Source organism: Exiguobacterium sp. s192 (genome assembly GCF_018618795.1).
Classification (GTDB): domain Bacteria; phylum Bacillota; class Bacilli; order Exiguobacteriales; family Exiguobacteriaceae; genus Exiguobacterium_A; species Exiguobacterium_A undae.
In genome coordinates this window covers 80,594-95,273 of sequence record NZ_JACSMS010000001.1, presented here as the reverse complement: position 1 = coordinate 95,273, position 14,680 = coordinate 80,594, and the positions used below count along the sequence as shown (strand labels likewise).

Sequence of the window (14,680 nt, the reverse complement as noted above, 5' to 3'; positions counted from 1 at the left end):
ACCTTGATTATACCCGATGAAGCAGATAAAAAAAAGAGACCCCCCTCATAAGGGAAGTCTCTATTTTAATTATAGTGTCCCAAGAGGGATTCGAACCCCCGACCGACGCCTTAGAAGGGCGTTGCTCTATCCAGCTGAGCTATTGAGACGTGTCAACACGAATAAACTATACTAAAACAATTCTTTCGTGTCAATCACATTAGTAAAAACTATTTTTCAAAGTGTTCCGTCAAGATGTAAGGCATTGATCGTCTCACCGGTCAAATCATAAAAATCGACTGTGAACTGCCCATCCACTAACGTTAAAACGGCATACGTCTTTTCCGGACGATGACGGGGCATCCGGATTGATCCCGGATTAATAAACAGTTTCCCGTCATGCTGTTCTGCCTTCGCGACGTGAGAATGACCATATAAAACAACCGCAGCCTTTTTCTGATCCGCATGATGAACCAACTGATCAAGACTGTATTTAACGTCTTGTCGATGACCATGGACGCAAAGGATCCGAACCGCACCCAGTTCTTCTGTCACTTCGTCTGAAAAATCATTTCCATAGTCACAGTTCCCTTTGACGACACGATACGGATATAACGATTCGGAATCTCCGGTCAGCTGTGAATCGCCGCAATGAAAAGCGATATCGACATCTTGATGGCGATTAAAGATCGTCAGCAACTCCTGGTCAAGCCCGTGGCTATCACTTACGATTAATGCTTTCATCTCTGATCACTCTCCTAAAAAAGTAGTCAATGCCAATTCAAGTTTTCGTAATGCTTGTCCCCGATGACTGATGGACGTTTTTTCACTTTTCGTCAACTCGGCTGCCGTCTGATTCAAGGACGGGATGATAAACAACGGATCGTAACCGAAGCCGTTTGTTCCCTTCCGTTCAAAACCGATCGTCCCTTCCATCGTTCCGCGTACGGTTAACGTTTCACCGGACGGTTTCGCAAGAGACAAGGCGCAGACAAAACGGGCAGTCCGTTTTTCTGTTGGTACGTCAGCCAGTTTTTCCAGCAACAACGTGTTGTTCGCTTCGTCTGATTTGTCCTCACCCGCAAATCGGGCGGAATAGACACCTGGCGCTCCGTCCAAAGCATCTACTTCAAGACCGGAGTCATCCGACAACACGGCATGACCAAAATAAGCTGCCGCTTCTCTTGATTTCAATTCGGCATTTTCTTCAAACGTCGAACCGGTCTCATCCGTCTCCGGAGCCGTTTCGTAGTCGAGCAAGGATTCGACATCATATCCGAGTCGTCCAAGCATCTCCTTGAATTCATTTACTTTACCAGCATTTCTGGTCGCGACGATAATTTTCATCGGTGTTCCACCTCTTCTCCGACATACCACCAGGACGCACCTAATGCTTGTTCGGCCGCCTGAAGCAGTTCCTCAATACCCTTTTCCCCAAGTTCCAGCATATCGAGCATTTCGCGACGTGAAAATGTCGCTTCTTCGCCCGTTGCCTGAAGTTCCACAATTTTACCGGACGATGTCATGACAAGATTCAAATCGACGTCTGCTGCAGCGTCCTCTTCATAACAAAGATCAAGCAACAACTCCGTCCCGACTTTACCGACCGAAACTGCCGCGATGCCTTCTTTGATTGGTGTGTCCGTTAACTTCCCGCTTTGAATCAGTCCATCGACCGCTAGGACGAGTGCTAAAAAACCACCCGTGATTGCAGCTGTTCGTGTCCCGCCATCTGCCTGCAACACGTCGCAGTCAATCCAAACCGTCCGTTCGCCTAATTTTTCAAGATTGACGACAGAACGTAACGCCCGGCTGATCAGACGCTGAATCTCCATCGTCCGTCCGGTTTGTTTCCCGCGGACCGACTCACGACCGGTCCGTTGCGCTGTCGCGCGTGGCAACATCGCATATTCGGCATTGATCCAACCTTGACGTTTCCCGCGTAAAAACGGCGGGACTTTTTCTTCGACCGTTGCTGTACATAAGACACGCGTATCCCCGACTGAAATCAGAACGGATCCTTCTGCGTGTTTATTGACACCCGTCTCGAAATGAATCGTTCGCATGTCTGCTTGTGCTCTTTGATCTAAACGCATTTTTCTTCCTCCGTTCCTAACACTAACCGTTTGGCTTGAATCGGTTGATTTAACCAGTCACTCGCAATCCGTTCAAAAGACCGTGTATCTCCCGTCGCATGGTAGACATGTTCCGGGACGGTGTCATGGGCTGCTGTGATTCCGTTGTAATCCAGTAAGGCACCAACTTCAAGCGCCGTCTCATCCCCAGAAGAAATCAATTGAACATTTGGTCCGATGACTCGTCCAATCACTTCTGCCAGTAACGGATAATGGGTACAGCCTAAGATCAACGTATCCATGTCATAGGCGAGCAACGGTTTTAATGTATTGGCGACGACACGTTCGACATAAGCTCCCGTGGTCTGCGAGGACTCAACGAGTGGAACGAATGGTGGACAAGCCAGTGATTCGACGACGACCTGCCCCTCGACGTGACGCAAGGCTTTTTCATATGAGTTGCTTTCAATCGTCATTTTTGTGCCGATGACACCGATTCGTTTTGTCCGTGTGACTTTGACTGCCGCACGTGCTCCCGGATCGATGACGCCGATGATGGGAATCGACAACTTTTGTCGTGCTTCTTTTAAGACGACCGCCGTTGCCGTATTGCAGGCGATGACGATCAGTTTGACATCTTGCGCGACGAGGAAATCAATCATTTCCCAAGTAAACTGGCGAATCTCTTCTTCTGGTCGAGGACCGTACGGACACCGTAATGTGTCTCCGACATATATGATTTGTTCATGGGGAAGCTGACGCATCAATTCCCGCGCCACGGTCAATCCACCTACCCCAGAATCTAATACTCCAATTGATCTGTTCACGTTTTCCCCTCACCTTCCTCTCTCATATGGTAACAAAAAAGGACGACGGTGCAAGACCGGCGTCCAAGAATGTACGATAAAGGATTACTGAGCAAGACCTTCGCTTGTCAGCATATCTGAAAGAGTCGTGATTGCTTCAGAAGCATCGTCACCGTTTGCAACGATTTTGATGTCTGAATCTTTTGCGATTCCGAGTGAAAGAACACCCATGATCGACTTGAGGTTAACAGTCTTCCCGTTGTACTCCAAGTTGATGTCTGATTGGAATTTAGAAGCTGTGTTGACGAGTTGTGTTGCCGGACGAGCATGAATGCCTGAATCCGCGATGACTTTGAATGTTTTTTCCATGATTAAGAAATCTCCCTCCACTAATAACGTACTAGTGAGTCGTTTTCGAATATGTGAACTCATTATCAAATGATAACGGATTCGAATCGATTCTGCAAGGAATTTTTATACGCTTCATTCCAAGCAAACGCATTCCCGGAACGATCAATCTGCACCATCGAGGTCCGACCGGTGAACATCAATTCATCCTGTTCGCTGAACGCGGCATAATGGACGTCACAGGAGGCGGTTCCGACCTGAACCGGATAGGCATAGACGGCAAGACGTGCCCGCGGATAGACTTGCCGGATGTAATTGCACTGGGCGTCCGCAACGACGACGATCCCGTCATCGGCCAGTGAATACCCTGTCTCTTCGAGCATCAATGTCCGCACATCCTCGAAATAGACGAACGGAACTCGGTTGTTCATATGCCCATAGGCATCGGTTTCCGCAAATCGAACGGCGACATCAAGCCGCGTCCCATGTTTCATTTGCTCCAACCATTGATCGAGATCATTAATATAACTAGGTACACGCACGACACTTTCCTCCTCTAAAATATAAAAAGAAGGAGCAAGGCCCCTTCTTTAATTTTATCTTTTTCTTATTGACTGACTGCTTCTCCTGTACGTCCTTCGTCACTGCCGAAGAACTTTTTGAAGGAGTGGAGCGTCGTTTGACGGTTCATCGCTGCGATTGAAGTCGTCAACGGAATTCCTTTTGGACACACTTCCACACAGTTTTGTGCGTTACCGCACTGCATGATGCCGCCGTCTTCCATCAAGGCTTCCAACCGTTCTTCTTTATGATACGCTCCTGTCGGATGCGAGTTGAACAAACGGACTTGTGAAATCGAAGCCGGACCGATGAAATTCGAACGGTCATTGACGTTCGGACATGCTTCCAGGCAAACGCCACATGTCATACATTTTGATAGTTCGTATGCCCATTGACGTTTGTTTTCCGGCATACGGGGTCCAGGACCCAAGTCATACGTTCCGTCAATCGGCACCCATGCTTTAACTTTTTTCAAGGCATCAAACATCCGTTGCCGGTCGACCTGAAGGTCACGAACGATCGGGAACGTCTGCATCGGCTGAAGACGGATCGGTTGTTCGAGTTTATCGACGAGCGCCGTACAAGATTGACGAGGCGTTCCGTTGATGACCATCGAACACGCGCCGCATACTTCTTCGAGACATCCCATGTCCCAGTTAATCGGCGTCGTTTTTTCGCCTGCTGCGTTGACAGGATTCCGACGAATCTCCATCAGTGCCGAAATGACGTTCATATTCGGACGATAAGGCACTTCAAATGCTTCATCATAAGCTTTCCCATCCGGTCCATCCTGACGTTGTACGATGAACTGAACCGGTTTTTGATTCGTTTTCTGTTCGAGTGGTGTCGCCATTATGCCTTCACCTCTTTCTTCGACTTCTTACTGTAGTCGCGTTTACGTGGTGGAATCAGTGATGTATCGACTTCTTCGTAATAGATTTCCGGATGACCGTTTGTATAACGTGCCATCGTCGTTTTCAAGAACCGTTCGTCATCACGTTCCGGGAAGTCCGGTTTGTAATGGGCGCCACGACTCTCATCGCGTTGTAAGGCACCAAGCGTAATCGCTTCCGCGAGATCAAGCATGTGGTCGAGTTGACGGATGAATGACGCTCCTTGGTTGCTCCAACGTGCTGTATCCGTTGCTGAAATCCGCGTGAAGCGATCGCGCAGTTCATGAATTTTATCCAGTGTCTGTTCGAGTTTATCGTTGTAACGAACAACCGTTACATTGTCGGTCATGACCTCACCGAGTTCACGGTGAATTTGATACGCGTTTTCCGTCCCTTCCATTGCCAGAATGTCGTTGAAACGATTGATTTCAGCAATCTTGTGGGCTTCCACAACTTCTTCCGGCATATCATGAACCGATTTATCAAGTTCGTTCATATAGGCGATCGCTGAAGGTCCTGCTACCATCCCACCGTAAACAGCGGACAATAAGGAGTTGGCTCCAAGACGGTTTCCACCGTGCATCGAGTAATCACATTCACCGGATGCGAACAATCCTGGAATGTTCGTCATCTGATCGTAGTCGACCCATAATCCGCCCATCGAATAATGGACAGCCGGGAAGATTTTCATTGGTACTTTACGCGGATCGTCCCCGACGAATTTTTCATAAATCTCAAGAATTCCGCCGAGTTTAACGTCGAGTTCTTTTGCATCTTTATGAGAAAGATCAAGATAGACCATGTTTTCCCCGTTGACGCCGAGCTTCTGATTGACACAAACATCAAAGATTTCACGTGTCGCGATATCACGCGGTACGAGATTTCCGTATGCCGGGTACTTTTCTTCAAGGAAATACCATGGTTTTCCGTCTTTATACGTCCAGACACGACCACCTTCACCACGCGCTGATTCGCTCATGAGACGAAGTTTGTCGTCCCCCGGAATCGCTGTCGGGTGGATTTGGATGAACTCCCCGTTCGCATAGATGGCACCTTGGCGGTAAACCGCTGCTGCCGCCTGTCCTGTATTGATGACCGAGTTCGTCGATTTACCGAAGATGACACCCGGACCACCTGTTGCCAAAATGACGGAATCGGCTGCAAACGCCTCGATTTCCATCGATCGTAAATCCTGACATACCGCACCACGACAAATTCCTTCTTCGTCAATGATTGCGCGAAGGAATTCCCATCCTTCATACTTCTCTACCAAACCTTGCGCTTCAAACTTACGCACCTGTTCATCCAGTGCGTACAATAACTGTTGCCCCGTCGTCGCACCGGCATATGCTGTCCGGTGGTGTAACGTTCCGCCGAAACGACGGAAATCGAGTAACCCTTCCGGTGTCCGGTTGAACATGACGCCCATCCGGTCGAACATATGGATGATTTTTGGTGCTGCTTCCGTCATCTTTTGGACCGGTGGTTGGTTCGCTAAGAAATCGCCGCCATAAACCGTATCGTCGAGATGTTGGTAAGGCGAATCGCCTTCCCCCTTCGTATTGACGGCACCATTGATTCCACCCTGTGCGCAAACGGAGTGTGACCGTTTTACGGGCACGAGTGAAAACAATTTGACCGGTACGCCTTGTTCAGCTGCTTTTATCGTAGCCATCAAGCCGGCGAGACCTCCACCGATGATGACAAGATTTTTATTCGCCATGTTGTTAGTTCCCCTTTCCTTACAACACGCCTGCAAACGTCAAGATCGAGCGTACGCCTACAAACGATAATCCGATGAATACGAGGGCGGCCACATACGACATCGCCTTTTGAGAAGCAGGTGACTGTGTGATTCCCCATGTGATGCAGAACGTCCAAAGTCCGTTCGCGAGGTGGAACGTCGTCGCCAAGATTCCGACGATGTAGAAAGCAAGCATGAAGCCGTTATCCACGATATTTTGCATCATACTCGCATCAACAGCGGTTCCCATGGCTGCTGCAACCCGTGTTTCCCAAACGTGCCACGTGATGAACACGACAAGAAAGACGCCGGAGAAACGTTGCAGCACATACATCCAGTTCCGGAAGTATGTATAACGACCTGTATTCGCCGAACCTGTAAACGCGATGTACACACCGTAGACACCGTGCAGGATGATTGGAATGAAGATGACAAACACTTCCAAGAACAACCGATACGGAACGCTCCCCACGATATCCGCAGCCTTATTAAAGTCTTCCTCGCCACGAACGATGAAATAGTTCGTCGTAAAATGAGAAAGTAAAAATAACCCGATTGGAATGACGCCGAGCAGTGAGTGTATTTTACGCCCCACGAAATCACGATGATTCGCCATCCAAATCCCCCCTTTTGTTTGCCAATCAAACGTTGGCGCATTTTGGTAGAAAAGCGCTTTCATAAGGAAATTCGTCTTTTCATCACTTATTCTACTCCTGTCCTTTTTATAAGACAACCCGAGCCGTTGCATTTAACTGCAAATAACTGCAAATTTTTTTAGGAAAACAATGACCCATCAGAATTACCTCGCTATAATAGTTTCAGAGATAGGAGTGATTGCTGATGGATTCGGTACCAAATCCCTCTTCCACATTCGGAATCGAATTGATTCGTGACTATGTGTTGACGGACTTATTAGGAACAGATTATCGCCAGGTCATCTATTGGGCGGGAAAACGATTGGCACGTGAATTTCCCGTCTTGAGCATCGAAGAAGTGACACCATTTTTCTACGAAGCCGGTTGGGGACAGTTAGAGTTAAAGAAGCAAAAAGGAACATCTGCAACATTTCTTTTGACACCGCCAGAATCGACACGGACAGAACGTCCGGCAGGTTATTTCCAGCTTGAAGCCGGCTTTTTGGCAGAACAGTTCGCCAAAATGAATGGCTGTGTGGCGGAAGGATATGCGGAATGGCAGAAGGATCATGTACAGATCATGATTGAGATTGATCCTAAAGATCCGATCGAGCGCTCTGTTTAAAACAGACACAGGAATCTAGTCATCAATGGCGAATTCTTGAAACATGAAACCTTTTTATTGAATTGCCGTATCAATAATCGACCCCATTCATCAAAGGAGGAATTTTTATGTTCAAGAAACTAGCAGCCGATTTAACAGGATTCAGTGATATTGGGCAAGTGATTCACCCTGACGACTTTGATAAAGCCGCCGCCGATGATTACGTGTTACATGAAGACGGTGAAAAAATTTATTTTCTGATCAAATCAAAAACAGATGAATACTGCTTTACGAATTTGGCCCTTGTGCATCTGGATGGCGAGAGTGCCGTCAGTTCAAAACGTGTTCTCTATCGTTATCCATACGCCCATTATCCGATTCGTCACGTCATGTTCGAAACGGCCGGAACGGTTGATCTTGATGTCGAAATCAAGTTTGAAATTGGCGGAAAACATTATTCGATCGACGTCGATAAAAAACAGTTGGAACATGTAAAGGACTTGTATAAAGCCCTTCTTGCCATTGCCGAAAAACAATATGAAGGACAAAAGATGCTTGAGTTTGCGAACAACTCACTCAATCATTCCGTCACGATTCTTGGTGGTCTCCGTCAAGGTGACATGAACGTGCCGCAAACGTTCAAAGATTTGTCGCAAGAGTCCTTCGACTGGTTACAAGGACATTACTACAAATGGAACCAAAAAGACTTCGGATCATTTTACGAAAAATACATTAATAACTAATTAATAAATCAGGCACACCGAGCTATCGGTGTGCCTGATTGCATATTTGTACTGATTTTCAGACGGAAAGGAGAACCGACATGAGCTTTTGGACTTGGTTCGCCATCGCGCTTGTATTGACTGTCAGTGTCATCGCATCCACTTCTCAAAAAAAGAGCGAAAGAAAACATGTTCTTTTTCTAGCAGGATTTTTAATCCTTGCCTGCCTGTTTTTAATCTGGTGGTTCACAAGGTGACTACATAATGCTTTTGCTGAACCGTTTGTTTGCTGACACTGATACCAATCCGCATACAACAGAGGATCCGACTTCTAGCTGAAGCCGGATCCTCTGTTTGTCGTCAACGATTCAACTACGTTCTACTCATTCCTCATTCGTCTGACTGAGATACTCCGCAACCGTCTCCGCTAATTTGGTTGGTAAACCAGCTTCCGTCAATTGTTCGATGTTGGCTTTTTTCAAACTGCGCATCGATCCGAAATGACGAATCAATTGTTGGCGCCGTTTGGGACCAACACCCGGAATGTCGTCAAGAAGCGAACGCGTCATGCCTTTTGAACGTAACGAGCGGTGGAACGTAATCGCAAAGCGGTGCACCTCGTCCTGCATCCGTTGCAACAAATAAAACGCACTGGATCGGGGGTGCAGTTCAATTAATTGTCCGCCTTCCCCAAACAACAGTTGACTCGTCCGGTGCTTGTCGTCTTTTTTTAGTGAACCGACAGGCAGGGATAAGCCGAGTTCATCTTGAATCACTTCAAGTGCCGCATTGAGTTGACCCAGTCCACCATCGATCAATACAAGATCCGGTAGACGGGCACCTTCCAGTAACAGACGGCGGTATCGGCGTCGGACGATTTCCCGCATCGATTCATAATCATCCGGTCCTTTGACAGTCTTGATCTTGAATTTCCGGTACTCTTTTTTGAGCGGTTTTCCGTCTTCAAAGACGACAAGTGCCGACACGGCATCCGCCCCTTGAATATTGGCATTATCGATGATTTCGATGCGTGATAGCGGATGGACATCAATTGCGTCTGCCAGTTCTTGAACCGCCTGAACGGTTTTCTTTTCATCACGGGCAATCAATTCAAAACGTTCGCCAATCGCGTTCTCGGCATTTTTCGTGGCAAGATCCAATAATTTACGTTTTGAACCGCGGACCGGGACATGGACACGAAGACCAATCGCTTCTTTGAGCAACATCTGATTGACGAGCGGCGGGACGTAAATTTCACTTGGTTTGATGTTTTTTTCGTAAAATTGAACGATGAAACTTTCCAATTCTTCCGCTGCCGTTCCGTAAATCGGAAACAGTGACACATCCCGTTCAATCATTTTTCCACCACGTAAGAAGAAGACTTGGACACACATCCAGCCTTTATCGACATAAATCCCGAACACGTCGCGGGACGTCAGGTCTGCCGTGATCATATTTTGTTTATTCATGATCGACTCAATGGCCCGAACTTGGTCACGCAATTCACCGGCCCGTTCGAATTCCATGGCTTCTGCTGCACTGCCCATCTTCTCTTGAAGGGACTGGACAAGGTCTTTTGTTTCACCGGACAGAAAACGACGAATTTCCGCGACGATCTCCTTTTGCTCATTTTCCAGATTCGGAATCTCACAAGGACCGAGACACTGACCGATATGGTAATACAAACACAGTTTTTTCGGCATCGGCTGACACTTTCGAAGTGGATACAGACGGTCGAGCAGACGTTTGGTTTCGTTTGCCGCGTAGGCATTCGGATAGGGACCAAAATAATGTCCCCCGTCTTTCTTTAATTTACGGGTCGTGATCAGACGCGGATATGTTTCGTTCGTGATTTTCAGATACGGATAAGATTTATCGTCTTTCAGCATGATGTTGTATTTCGGATCATGTTTTTTGATCAGTGTCATTTCAAGCAAGAGCGCTTCTAGTTCACTCGCTGTAATGATGTACTCAAAATCACGGATGTCCGCAACGAGACGTTCGGTTTTCAAATCATGTGCACCGGTAAAGTAAGACCGGACACGATTTTTTAGATTTTTGGCTTTTCCGACATAAATGACTTCTCCAAATTGGTTTTTGTGCAAATAACACCCTGGTTCATCAGGTAAAAGGGATAGTTTCGCCTTGATATGTTCTTGATGACTCACAAAAATGTCTCCTTCCACCGTTTCTAGTTTTACGTTATAGGGTAAATATCTTACATTGATTATGACATATGGGGGATAAAAAATGCGTACATATGATTGCATTGTATTAGGAACAGGTGCAGCCGGGAATCAGGCTGCTTATAAATTTGCTGAAAAAGGACTTCGCGTGGCGATTATCGAAAACTTTACACCGGGCGGAACATGCTCACAACGGGGATGCGATGCCAAAAAAATTCTTTTGACCGGCAGTGAAGCGAAAGATGCTGTTGAACGCTTACTCGGATATGGTTTGAAAGGATTGGTTTCCATCGATTGGCGCCAACTGATGGAACGAAAAAATGAGTATACACGCGCGATTCCGGAACAAACACGAAATCGTTACGATGATTTGGGCATTGATTACTACCACGGCGAACCCCGCTTCTTGTCCAATAAGAAGTTGCTCGTCGACGATATCGAGTTGGAGGCGGAACAGTTTTTGATTGCTACCGGTCTTCGCCCGCGTGAGCTTTCGGTTCCGGGCAGTGAGCGTTTCTTGAACAGCAATGAATTTTTGGAGTTGCGTGACGTACCGCGTCGGCTTGTCTGTATCGGCGGCGGTTACATTTCCTTTGAATTTGCGCATCTCGCGCGAATCGCCGGCGCGGAAGTAACGATGGTCTTACGTTCAACTGCACTGAAACAATTCGAACAGGAGTTGGTTGCGGTCTTACTGGAAGCGACGGAAGCTCTTGGCATTCACATCATCCATGAGACGGAAGTGGTCTCTTATGAGGAGACGACACTCGCTTTATCCAACGGAACAAACGTCCAGGCAGATGTTGTCTTGAATGCGACAGGTCGCGTCGCAAGCATCGATTCTCTGGACTTAAATAAAGCAGGAGTCATCTTTGAGGACAAAGGAATCCGTGTCAATGATTACCTGCAGTCGTCTGCTCCGAACATCTACGCAGCGGGTGACGTCGCGGTCAGCGGAAATCCGGCACTGACTCCTTTTGCGGGGACCGAAGGACGTCTCGCTGCCTGTAACATGCTCGAAGGTAACACAAGAACACTCGAGTTGCTGCCTGTTCCAAGTATCGTCTTTACTGCCCCGAATCTTGCACAGGTTGGCCAGACGGAAGCACGTCTAAAAAAGAGCAACGTCCGCTACCGCGGAAAATTGATTGACACATCCAGTTGGCAAACAAATGTCCGGATCAAAGATCCGTTCGCTCGGGCAAAAGTGTTAATCGGAGAAGATGATCAAATTCTTGGTGCTCACTTCATCGGTGTTCATGCTGCCGAACTGGCTAACTATTTTTCATTCGCCATGCAACACCGGATTCCAAGTTCTGCCCTTCAAAAAACGAGTTTTGCTTACCCGACGCCGGCGTCCGACATCGCTTCACTGCTCGAAGACTAATCGATGAAGGAGAGGATTCATATGGTACGGTACGGCTACACCATTCTGTACATCACAGATCCGGCCAAGACACGTTCGTTTTACCATGGACTGCTGGGTCTCCCGATCAAAGCGGAGCACGGGAGTTATACGGAATTTGAAACAGGGACGACCGTCCTTGCCTCTAACACAAAAGAAGACGTCCGTTCCATGATTCCCTACGAGCTCCCGGATAAAACCGGTCAACAATCGATCGAACTTGGCTTCGTGACGGATGATGTCCAGCAATTGTACGAAACAATCCGCGCTGCCGGTCATGAGACGATTTTGCCGCCGACGGAGAAACCATGGGGACAGATCGTTGCCTATGTGTTGGATCCGGATGGTCATTTGATTGAACTTTGTTCACCTGTCTCTTCCTCCAACTAAACAAAAAGATGGCATTCCGCCCATTGACGGAATGCCATCTTTTATATATCGTGCGTAGAATTAGTTAGATGTTTCAACGAATTCTTTTAATGCGTCTTTTGGCATGAAGCCCATTGTTTTGTTGACCGGTTGACCGTCTTTGAATAAGACGAGTGTTGGGATACTTTGAACTTGGAAAGCTCCTGCCACTTCCGGGTTAGCGTCAACATCGACTTTGACGATTTTTACGTCTTGCATATCCGCGTCAAGTTCTTCAAGAACTGGAGCGAGCATGCGACATGGTCCGCACCATGTTGCCCAGAAATCAACGAGAACGAGACCTTCTTGTGTATCTTCTTTAAATGATTGGCTAGTTGCGTGTACGATTGCCATTGAGAATAACCTCCTATTTTTAGATTGTCTTGACTTGTCGGTCAAAGCAATCTTTTTACTGACTTGAGTATAGCACAGCCCTACCTTACAACAAACGAAACTGCTCAGACAAGTCATCCCACAAAAAAAGAAGCAAAGAAGTTACTCTTTGCTCCTATTTCATCCCTTAATGCACAAGCATTTTTTTGAATTCTGCCGTCAATAACGGCACGACATCAAACAGGTCCCCGACGATTCCGTAATCTGCAACCGAGAAGATGTTCGCTTCCGGATCTTTGTTGATGGCGACGATGACTTTCGCATTCGACATACCGGCTAAATGTTGAATCGCTCCAGAAATACCACAGGCGATATATAAGTCTGGTGTAACGACTTTACCGGTCTGACCGATTTGTAAGGCGTAATCGCAATAGTCCGCGTCACACGCACCACGCGATGCACCGACCGCTCCACCGAGCAAGTCTGCCAGTTCTTGGAGCGGCGCAAATCCATCAGAACTTTTGACGCCTCGTCCACCCGCGACGATGACTTTTGCTTCCGAAAGATCCACACCGCCTGTCGCTTTACGTACGACTTCCGAGACGATGGTCCGTAAATCCTTTAGCTCAACCGTCACGGATTCAACGGTTCCTTCCGAAGCACCTTCAGCCAGTGGTTCGATATTGTTCGGACGAACGGTAAAGAGAATCTTTCCTTCCGACACCTTTACTTTTTCAAAGGCTTTTCCTGAATAGATCGGACGGATGAAGGAAGCCTCCGTACCTGTTCCTTCGATCGACGTCACATCACTGATCAAGCCGGCTTGTAACTTCGCCGCGATTTTAGGTGACAGATCTTTCCCGAGCGACGTATGGCCAAAGACGATGACGTCCGGTGCCACACGTTCAATCAGTTGCATGAAGACTTGTCCATAACCGTCCGGTGTATAATGTTGCAACCGCTCGTCTTCGACGACGAGAACTTGATGGGCCCCTCGTGCAGCAAGTTGTGAGGCATCCACTGCGACGTTTTGTCCGATCAGGGCCACCACGACTTCATCTGCCACTAGGTTCGCCGCAGCAATCGCTTCAAATGAAACATTCCGTAAATTACCGTCACGTGATTCTGCAAGTACAAGTGCTTTTGACATATCATTTCTTCCCCCTTAAACAACTTTTGCTTCGTTGCGTAATAATGAAGCGAGTTCCTGTACTTGAACCGAAAGATCACCTTCGAGGATTTTACCGGCTGCTTTGTTTGGCGGTAAAAAACGTTCGATCGTCTCGAGTCGTGGTGCCAACTCGTCTTCATCCAATTCCAGGTCGGATAATTCAAGTTCTTCGAGCGGTTTCTTTTTCGCTTTCATGATGCCCGGAAGACTCGGATAACGTGGTTCATTTAATCCTTGTTGTGCGGTGACGAGTAACGGTAGCGACGTCTTGATGACTTCTGTATCCCCTTCTGCGTCACGTGTGACGACAGCGTCCGTACCTGTCAATTCAAGCTTCGTAATCGTCGTCACATACGGAATATCCAGCAACTCCGCAACACGTGGCGCCACTTGTCCGCTTCCCCCGTCAACAGCGACATTCCCGGCGATGATCAAATCCACCGTCTGTTCTTTCAAGTAACCGGCCAGGACTTCTGACACCGAATAGTGATCTGCTTCTTCGATATCATCTTCAATCGAGATACGGACCGCTTGATCAGCACCCATCGCAAGGGCAGTCCGGAGTTCTTTGTCCGCGTCCTCCGGTCCGACGGTGACGACCGTCACTGTTCCAGAATGGGCATCGCGAACACGAATCGCTTCTTCCACCGCATACTCATCATAAGGATTGATGATAAACTCGGCACCATCCTCTTCGATTTGACCATTTTCAAGTTGGATTGCCTCTTCCGTATCAAACGTTCGTTTTAACAAGACATAGATTTCCATTCTTCGTTCCCCCTCTGTCAACTTCTATTGACCACCATCATT

At 47.5% G+C, this 14,680-nt stretch carries 17 protein-coding genes and 1 tRNA gene; 4 read left to right on the top strand and 14 right to left on the bottom strand.

The features are described from left to right. Window positions 1-75: 75 nt before the first annotated feature. The 10 genes from KNP87_RS00450 to KNP87_RS00405 form a co-directional block, all read right to left on the bottom strand. Window positions 76-149: transfer RNA gene (locus KNP87_RS00450), tRNA-Arg, on the bottom strand. Between the two features lie 67 nt (window positions 150-216). Next, window positions 217-723 carry a metallophosphoesterase family protein gene (locus tag KNP87_RS00445; RefSeq protein WP_214720546.1) on the bottom strand — a complete coding sequence of 169 codons (507 nt, stop codon included), beginning with the start codon at window positions 721-723 and terminating at the stop codon, window positions 217-219. Window positions 724-729: 6 nt separating this feature from the next. Further along, window positions 730-1,326 carry an XTP/dITP diphosphatase gene (locus KNP87_RS00440; protein ID WP_214720545.1) on the bottom strand — a complete coding sequence of 199 codons (597 nt, stop codon included), beginning with the start codon at window positions 1,324-1,326 and terminating at the stop codon, window positions 730-732. Beyond that, on the bottom strand, window positions 1,323-2,075 hold the full coding sequence (gene rph, locus KNP87_RS00435) for a ribonuclease PH (RefSeq protein ID WP_026832389.1): 753 nt from the start codon (window positions 2,073-2,075) through the stop codon (window positions 1,323-1,325). Before rph ends, KNP87_RS00440 begins: the two co-directional genes overlap by 4 nt. Next, window positions 2,066-2,881, bottom strand: a complete 816-nt coding sequence (gene racE / locus KNP87_RS00430; RefSeq protein WP_026832388.1) for a glutamate racemase — start codon at window positions 2,879-2,881, stop codon at window positions 2,066-2,068. The genes rph and racE overlap by 10 nt, the downstream gene beginning before the upstream one ends. A gap of 84 nt (window positions 2,882-2,965) precedes the next feature. After that, window positions 2,966-3,229 carry a phosphocarrier protein HPr gene (locus KNP87_RS00425; protein WP_012371023.1) on the bottom strand — a complete coding sequence of 88 codons (264 nt, stop codon included), beginning with the start codon at window positions 3,227-3,229 and terminating at the stop codon, window positions 2,966-2,968. 65 nt (window positions 3,230-3,294) lie between these two features. Beyond that, window positions 3,295-3,750, bottom strand: coding sequence for an acyl-CoA thioesterase (locus tag KNP87_RS00420; protein WP_026832387.1), 456 nt, complete (start codon window positions 3,748-3,750; stop codon window positions 3,295-3,297). A 65-nt stretch (window positions 3,751-3,815) separates the two neighbouring features. Then, complete coding sequence (gene sdhB / locus KNP87_RS00415) at window positions 3,816-4,622, bottom strand: succinate dehydrogenase iron-sulfur subunit (protein WP_026832386.1); 807 nt, start codon at window positions 4,620-4,622, stop codon at window positions 3,816-3,818. Continuing rightward, a complete protein-coding gene (gene sdhA, locus KNP87_RS00410) occupies window positions 4,622-6,385 on the bottom strand; it encodes a succinate dehydrogenase flavoprotein subunit (RefSeq protein ID WP_214720544.1) in 1,764 nt (587 codons plus the stop codon). Before sdhA ends, sdhB begins: the two co-directional genes overlap by 1 nt. A 19-nt stretch (window positions 6,386-6,404) precedes the next feature. Continuing rightward, on the bottom strand, window positions 6,405-7,022 hold the full coding sequence (locus KNP87_RS00405) for a succinate dehydrogenase cytochrome b558 subunit (protein WP_026832384.1): 618 nt from the start codon (window positions 7,020-7,022) through the stop codon (window positions 6,405-6,407). Between the two features lie 224 nt (window positions 7,023-7,246). Here KNP87_RS00405 and KNP87_RS00400 point away from each other — a divergent pair, with 224 nt between their 5' ends. After that, on the top strand, window positions 7,247-7,666 hold the full coding sequence (locus tag KNP87_RS00400; RefSeq protein WP_026832383.1) for a YslB family protein: 420 nt from the start codon (window positions 7,247-7,249) through the stop codon (window positions 7,664-7,666). A 107-nt stretch (window positions 7,667-7,773) separates the two neighbouring features. Further along, window positions 7,774-8,388, top strand: a complete 615-nt coding sequence (locus KNP87_RS00395) for a PH domain-containing protein (RefSeq protein WP_026832382.1) — start codon at window positions 7,774-7,776, stop codon at window positions 8,386-8,388. Window positions 8,389-8,750: 362 nt separating this feature from the next. Here KNP87_RS00395 and uvrC read toward each other — a convergent pair whose 3' ends face one another. After that, window positions 8,751-10,535, bottom strand: coding sequence for an excinuclease ABC subunit UvrC (uvrC, locus tag KNP87_RS00390; protein ID WP_026832381.1), 1,785 nt, complete (start codon window positions 10,533-10,535; stop codon window positions 8,751-8,753). An 82-nt stretch (window positions 10,536-10,617) separates the two neighbouring features. On the opposite strand from uvrC, the gene KNP87_RS00385 reads away from it, so the two are divergent. Beyond that, window positions 10,618-11,940, top strand: a complete 1,323-nt coding sequence (locus KNP87_RS00385; RefSeq protein WP_026832380.1) for a dihydrolipoyl dehydrogenase family protein — start codon at window positions 10,618-10,620, stop codon at window positions 11,938-11,940. Between the two features lie 21 nt (window positions 11,941-11,961). Continuing rightward, window positions 11,962-12,348: a VOC family protein gene (locus KNP87_RS00380; protein WP_214720543.1), complete on the top strand. Its 387-nt coding sequence runs from the start codon at window positions 11,962-11,964 to the stop codon at window positions 12,346-12,348. A gap of 60 nt (window positions 12,349-12,408) precedes the next feature. Here KNP87_RS00380 and trxA read toward each other — a convergent pair whose 3' ends face one another. From trxA to KNP87_RS00365, 3 genes are read right to left on the bottom strand one after another with little or no spacing between them, the layout of a single operon-like run. Continuing rightward, window positions 12,409-12,837 (bottom strand): thioredoxin, encoded by a 429-nt coding sequence (gene trxA / locus KNP87_RS00375; protein ID WP_255415517.1) that lies wholly within the window; start codon window positions 12,835-12,837, stop codon window positions 12,409-12,411. Between the two features lie 49 nt (window positions 12,838-12,886). Next, window positions 12,887-13,849 (bottom strand): electron transfer flavoprotein subunit alpha/FixB family protein, encoded by a 963-nt coding sequence (locus tag KNP87_RS00370; protein ID WP_214720542.1) that lies wholly within the window; start codon window positions 13,847-13,849, stop codon window positions 12,887-12,889. A 15-nt stretch (window positions 13,850-13,864) separates the two neighbouring features. Continuing rightward, entirely contained in the window at window positions 13,865-14,638 is a 774-nt protein-coding gene (locus KNP87_RS00365; RefSeq protein WP_026832376.1) for an electron transfer flavoprotein subunit beta/FixA family protein, read from the bottom strand. Window positions 14,639-14,680: the final 42 nt, after the last annotated feature.

What these genes read in the sequence shown, in the direction of transcription:
- rph (WP_026832389.1), bottom strand. Translation starts at nt 2,075, where the DNA reads ATGCGTTTAGATCAAAGAGCACAAGCAGACATGCGAACGATTCATTTC.
- KNP87_RS00380 (WP_214720543.1), top strand. Translation starts at nt 11,962, where the DNA reads ATGGTACGGTACGGCTACACCATTCTGTACATCACAGATCCGGCCAAG.
- KNP87_RS00365 (WP_026832376.1), bottom strand. Translation starts at nt 14,638, where the DNA reads ATGGAAATCTATGTCTTGTTAAAACGAACGTTTGATACGGAAGAGGCA.
- KNP87_RS00405 (WP_026832384.1), bottom strand. Translation starts at nt 7,022, where the DNA reads ATGGCGAATCATCGTGATTTCGTGGGGCGTAAAATACACTCACTGCTC.
- KNP87_RS00395 (WP_026832382.1), top strand. Translation starts at nt 7,774, where the DNA reads ATGTTCAAGAAACTAGCAGCCGATTTAACAGGATTCAGTGATATTGGG.
- KNP87_RS00425 (WP_012371023.1), bottom strand. Translation starts at nt 3,229, where the DNA reads ATGGAAAAAACATTCAAAGTCATCGCGGATTCAGGCATTCATGCTCGT.
- trxA (WP_255415517.1), bottom strand. Translation starts at nt 12,837, where the DNA reads ATGACTTGTCTGAGCAGTTTCGTTTGTTGTAAGGTAGGGCTGTGCTAT.
- KNP87_RS00445 (WP_214720546.1), bottom strand. Translation starts at nt 723, where the DNA reads ATGAAAGCATTAATCGTAAGTGATAGCCACGGGCTTGACCAGGAGTTG.
- sdhB (WP_026832386.1), bottom strand. Translation starts at nt 4,622, where the DNA reads ATGGCGACACCACTCGAACAGAAAACGAATCAAAAACCGGTTCAGTTC.
- KNP87_RS00370 (WP_214720542.1), bottom strand. Translation starts at nt 13,849, where the DNA reads ATGTCAAAAGCACTTGTACTTGCAGAATCACGTGACGGTAATTTACGG.
- KNP87_RS00385 (WP_026832380.1), top strand. Translation starts at nt 10,618, where the DNA reads ATGCGTACATATGATTGCATTGTATTAGGAACAGGTGCAGCCGGGAAT.
- sdhA (WP_214720544.1), bottom strand. Translation starts at nt 6,385, where the DNA reads ATGGCGAATAAAAATCTTGTCATCATCGGTGGAGGTCTCGCCGGCTTG.
- KNP87_RS00440 (WP_214720545.1), bottom strand. Translation starts at nt 1,326, where the DNA reads ATGAAAATTATCGTCGCGACCAGAAATGCTGGTAAAGTAAATGAATTC.
- KNP87_RS00400 (WP_026832383.1), top strand. Translation starts at nt 7,247, where the DNA reads ATGGATTCGGTACCAAATCCCTCTTCCACATTCGGAATCGAATTGATT.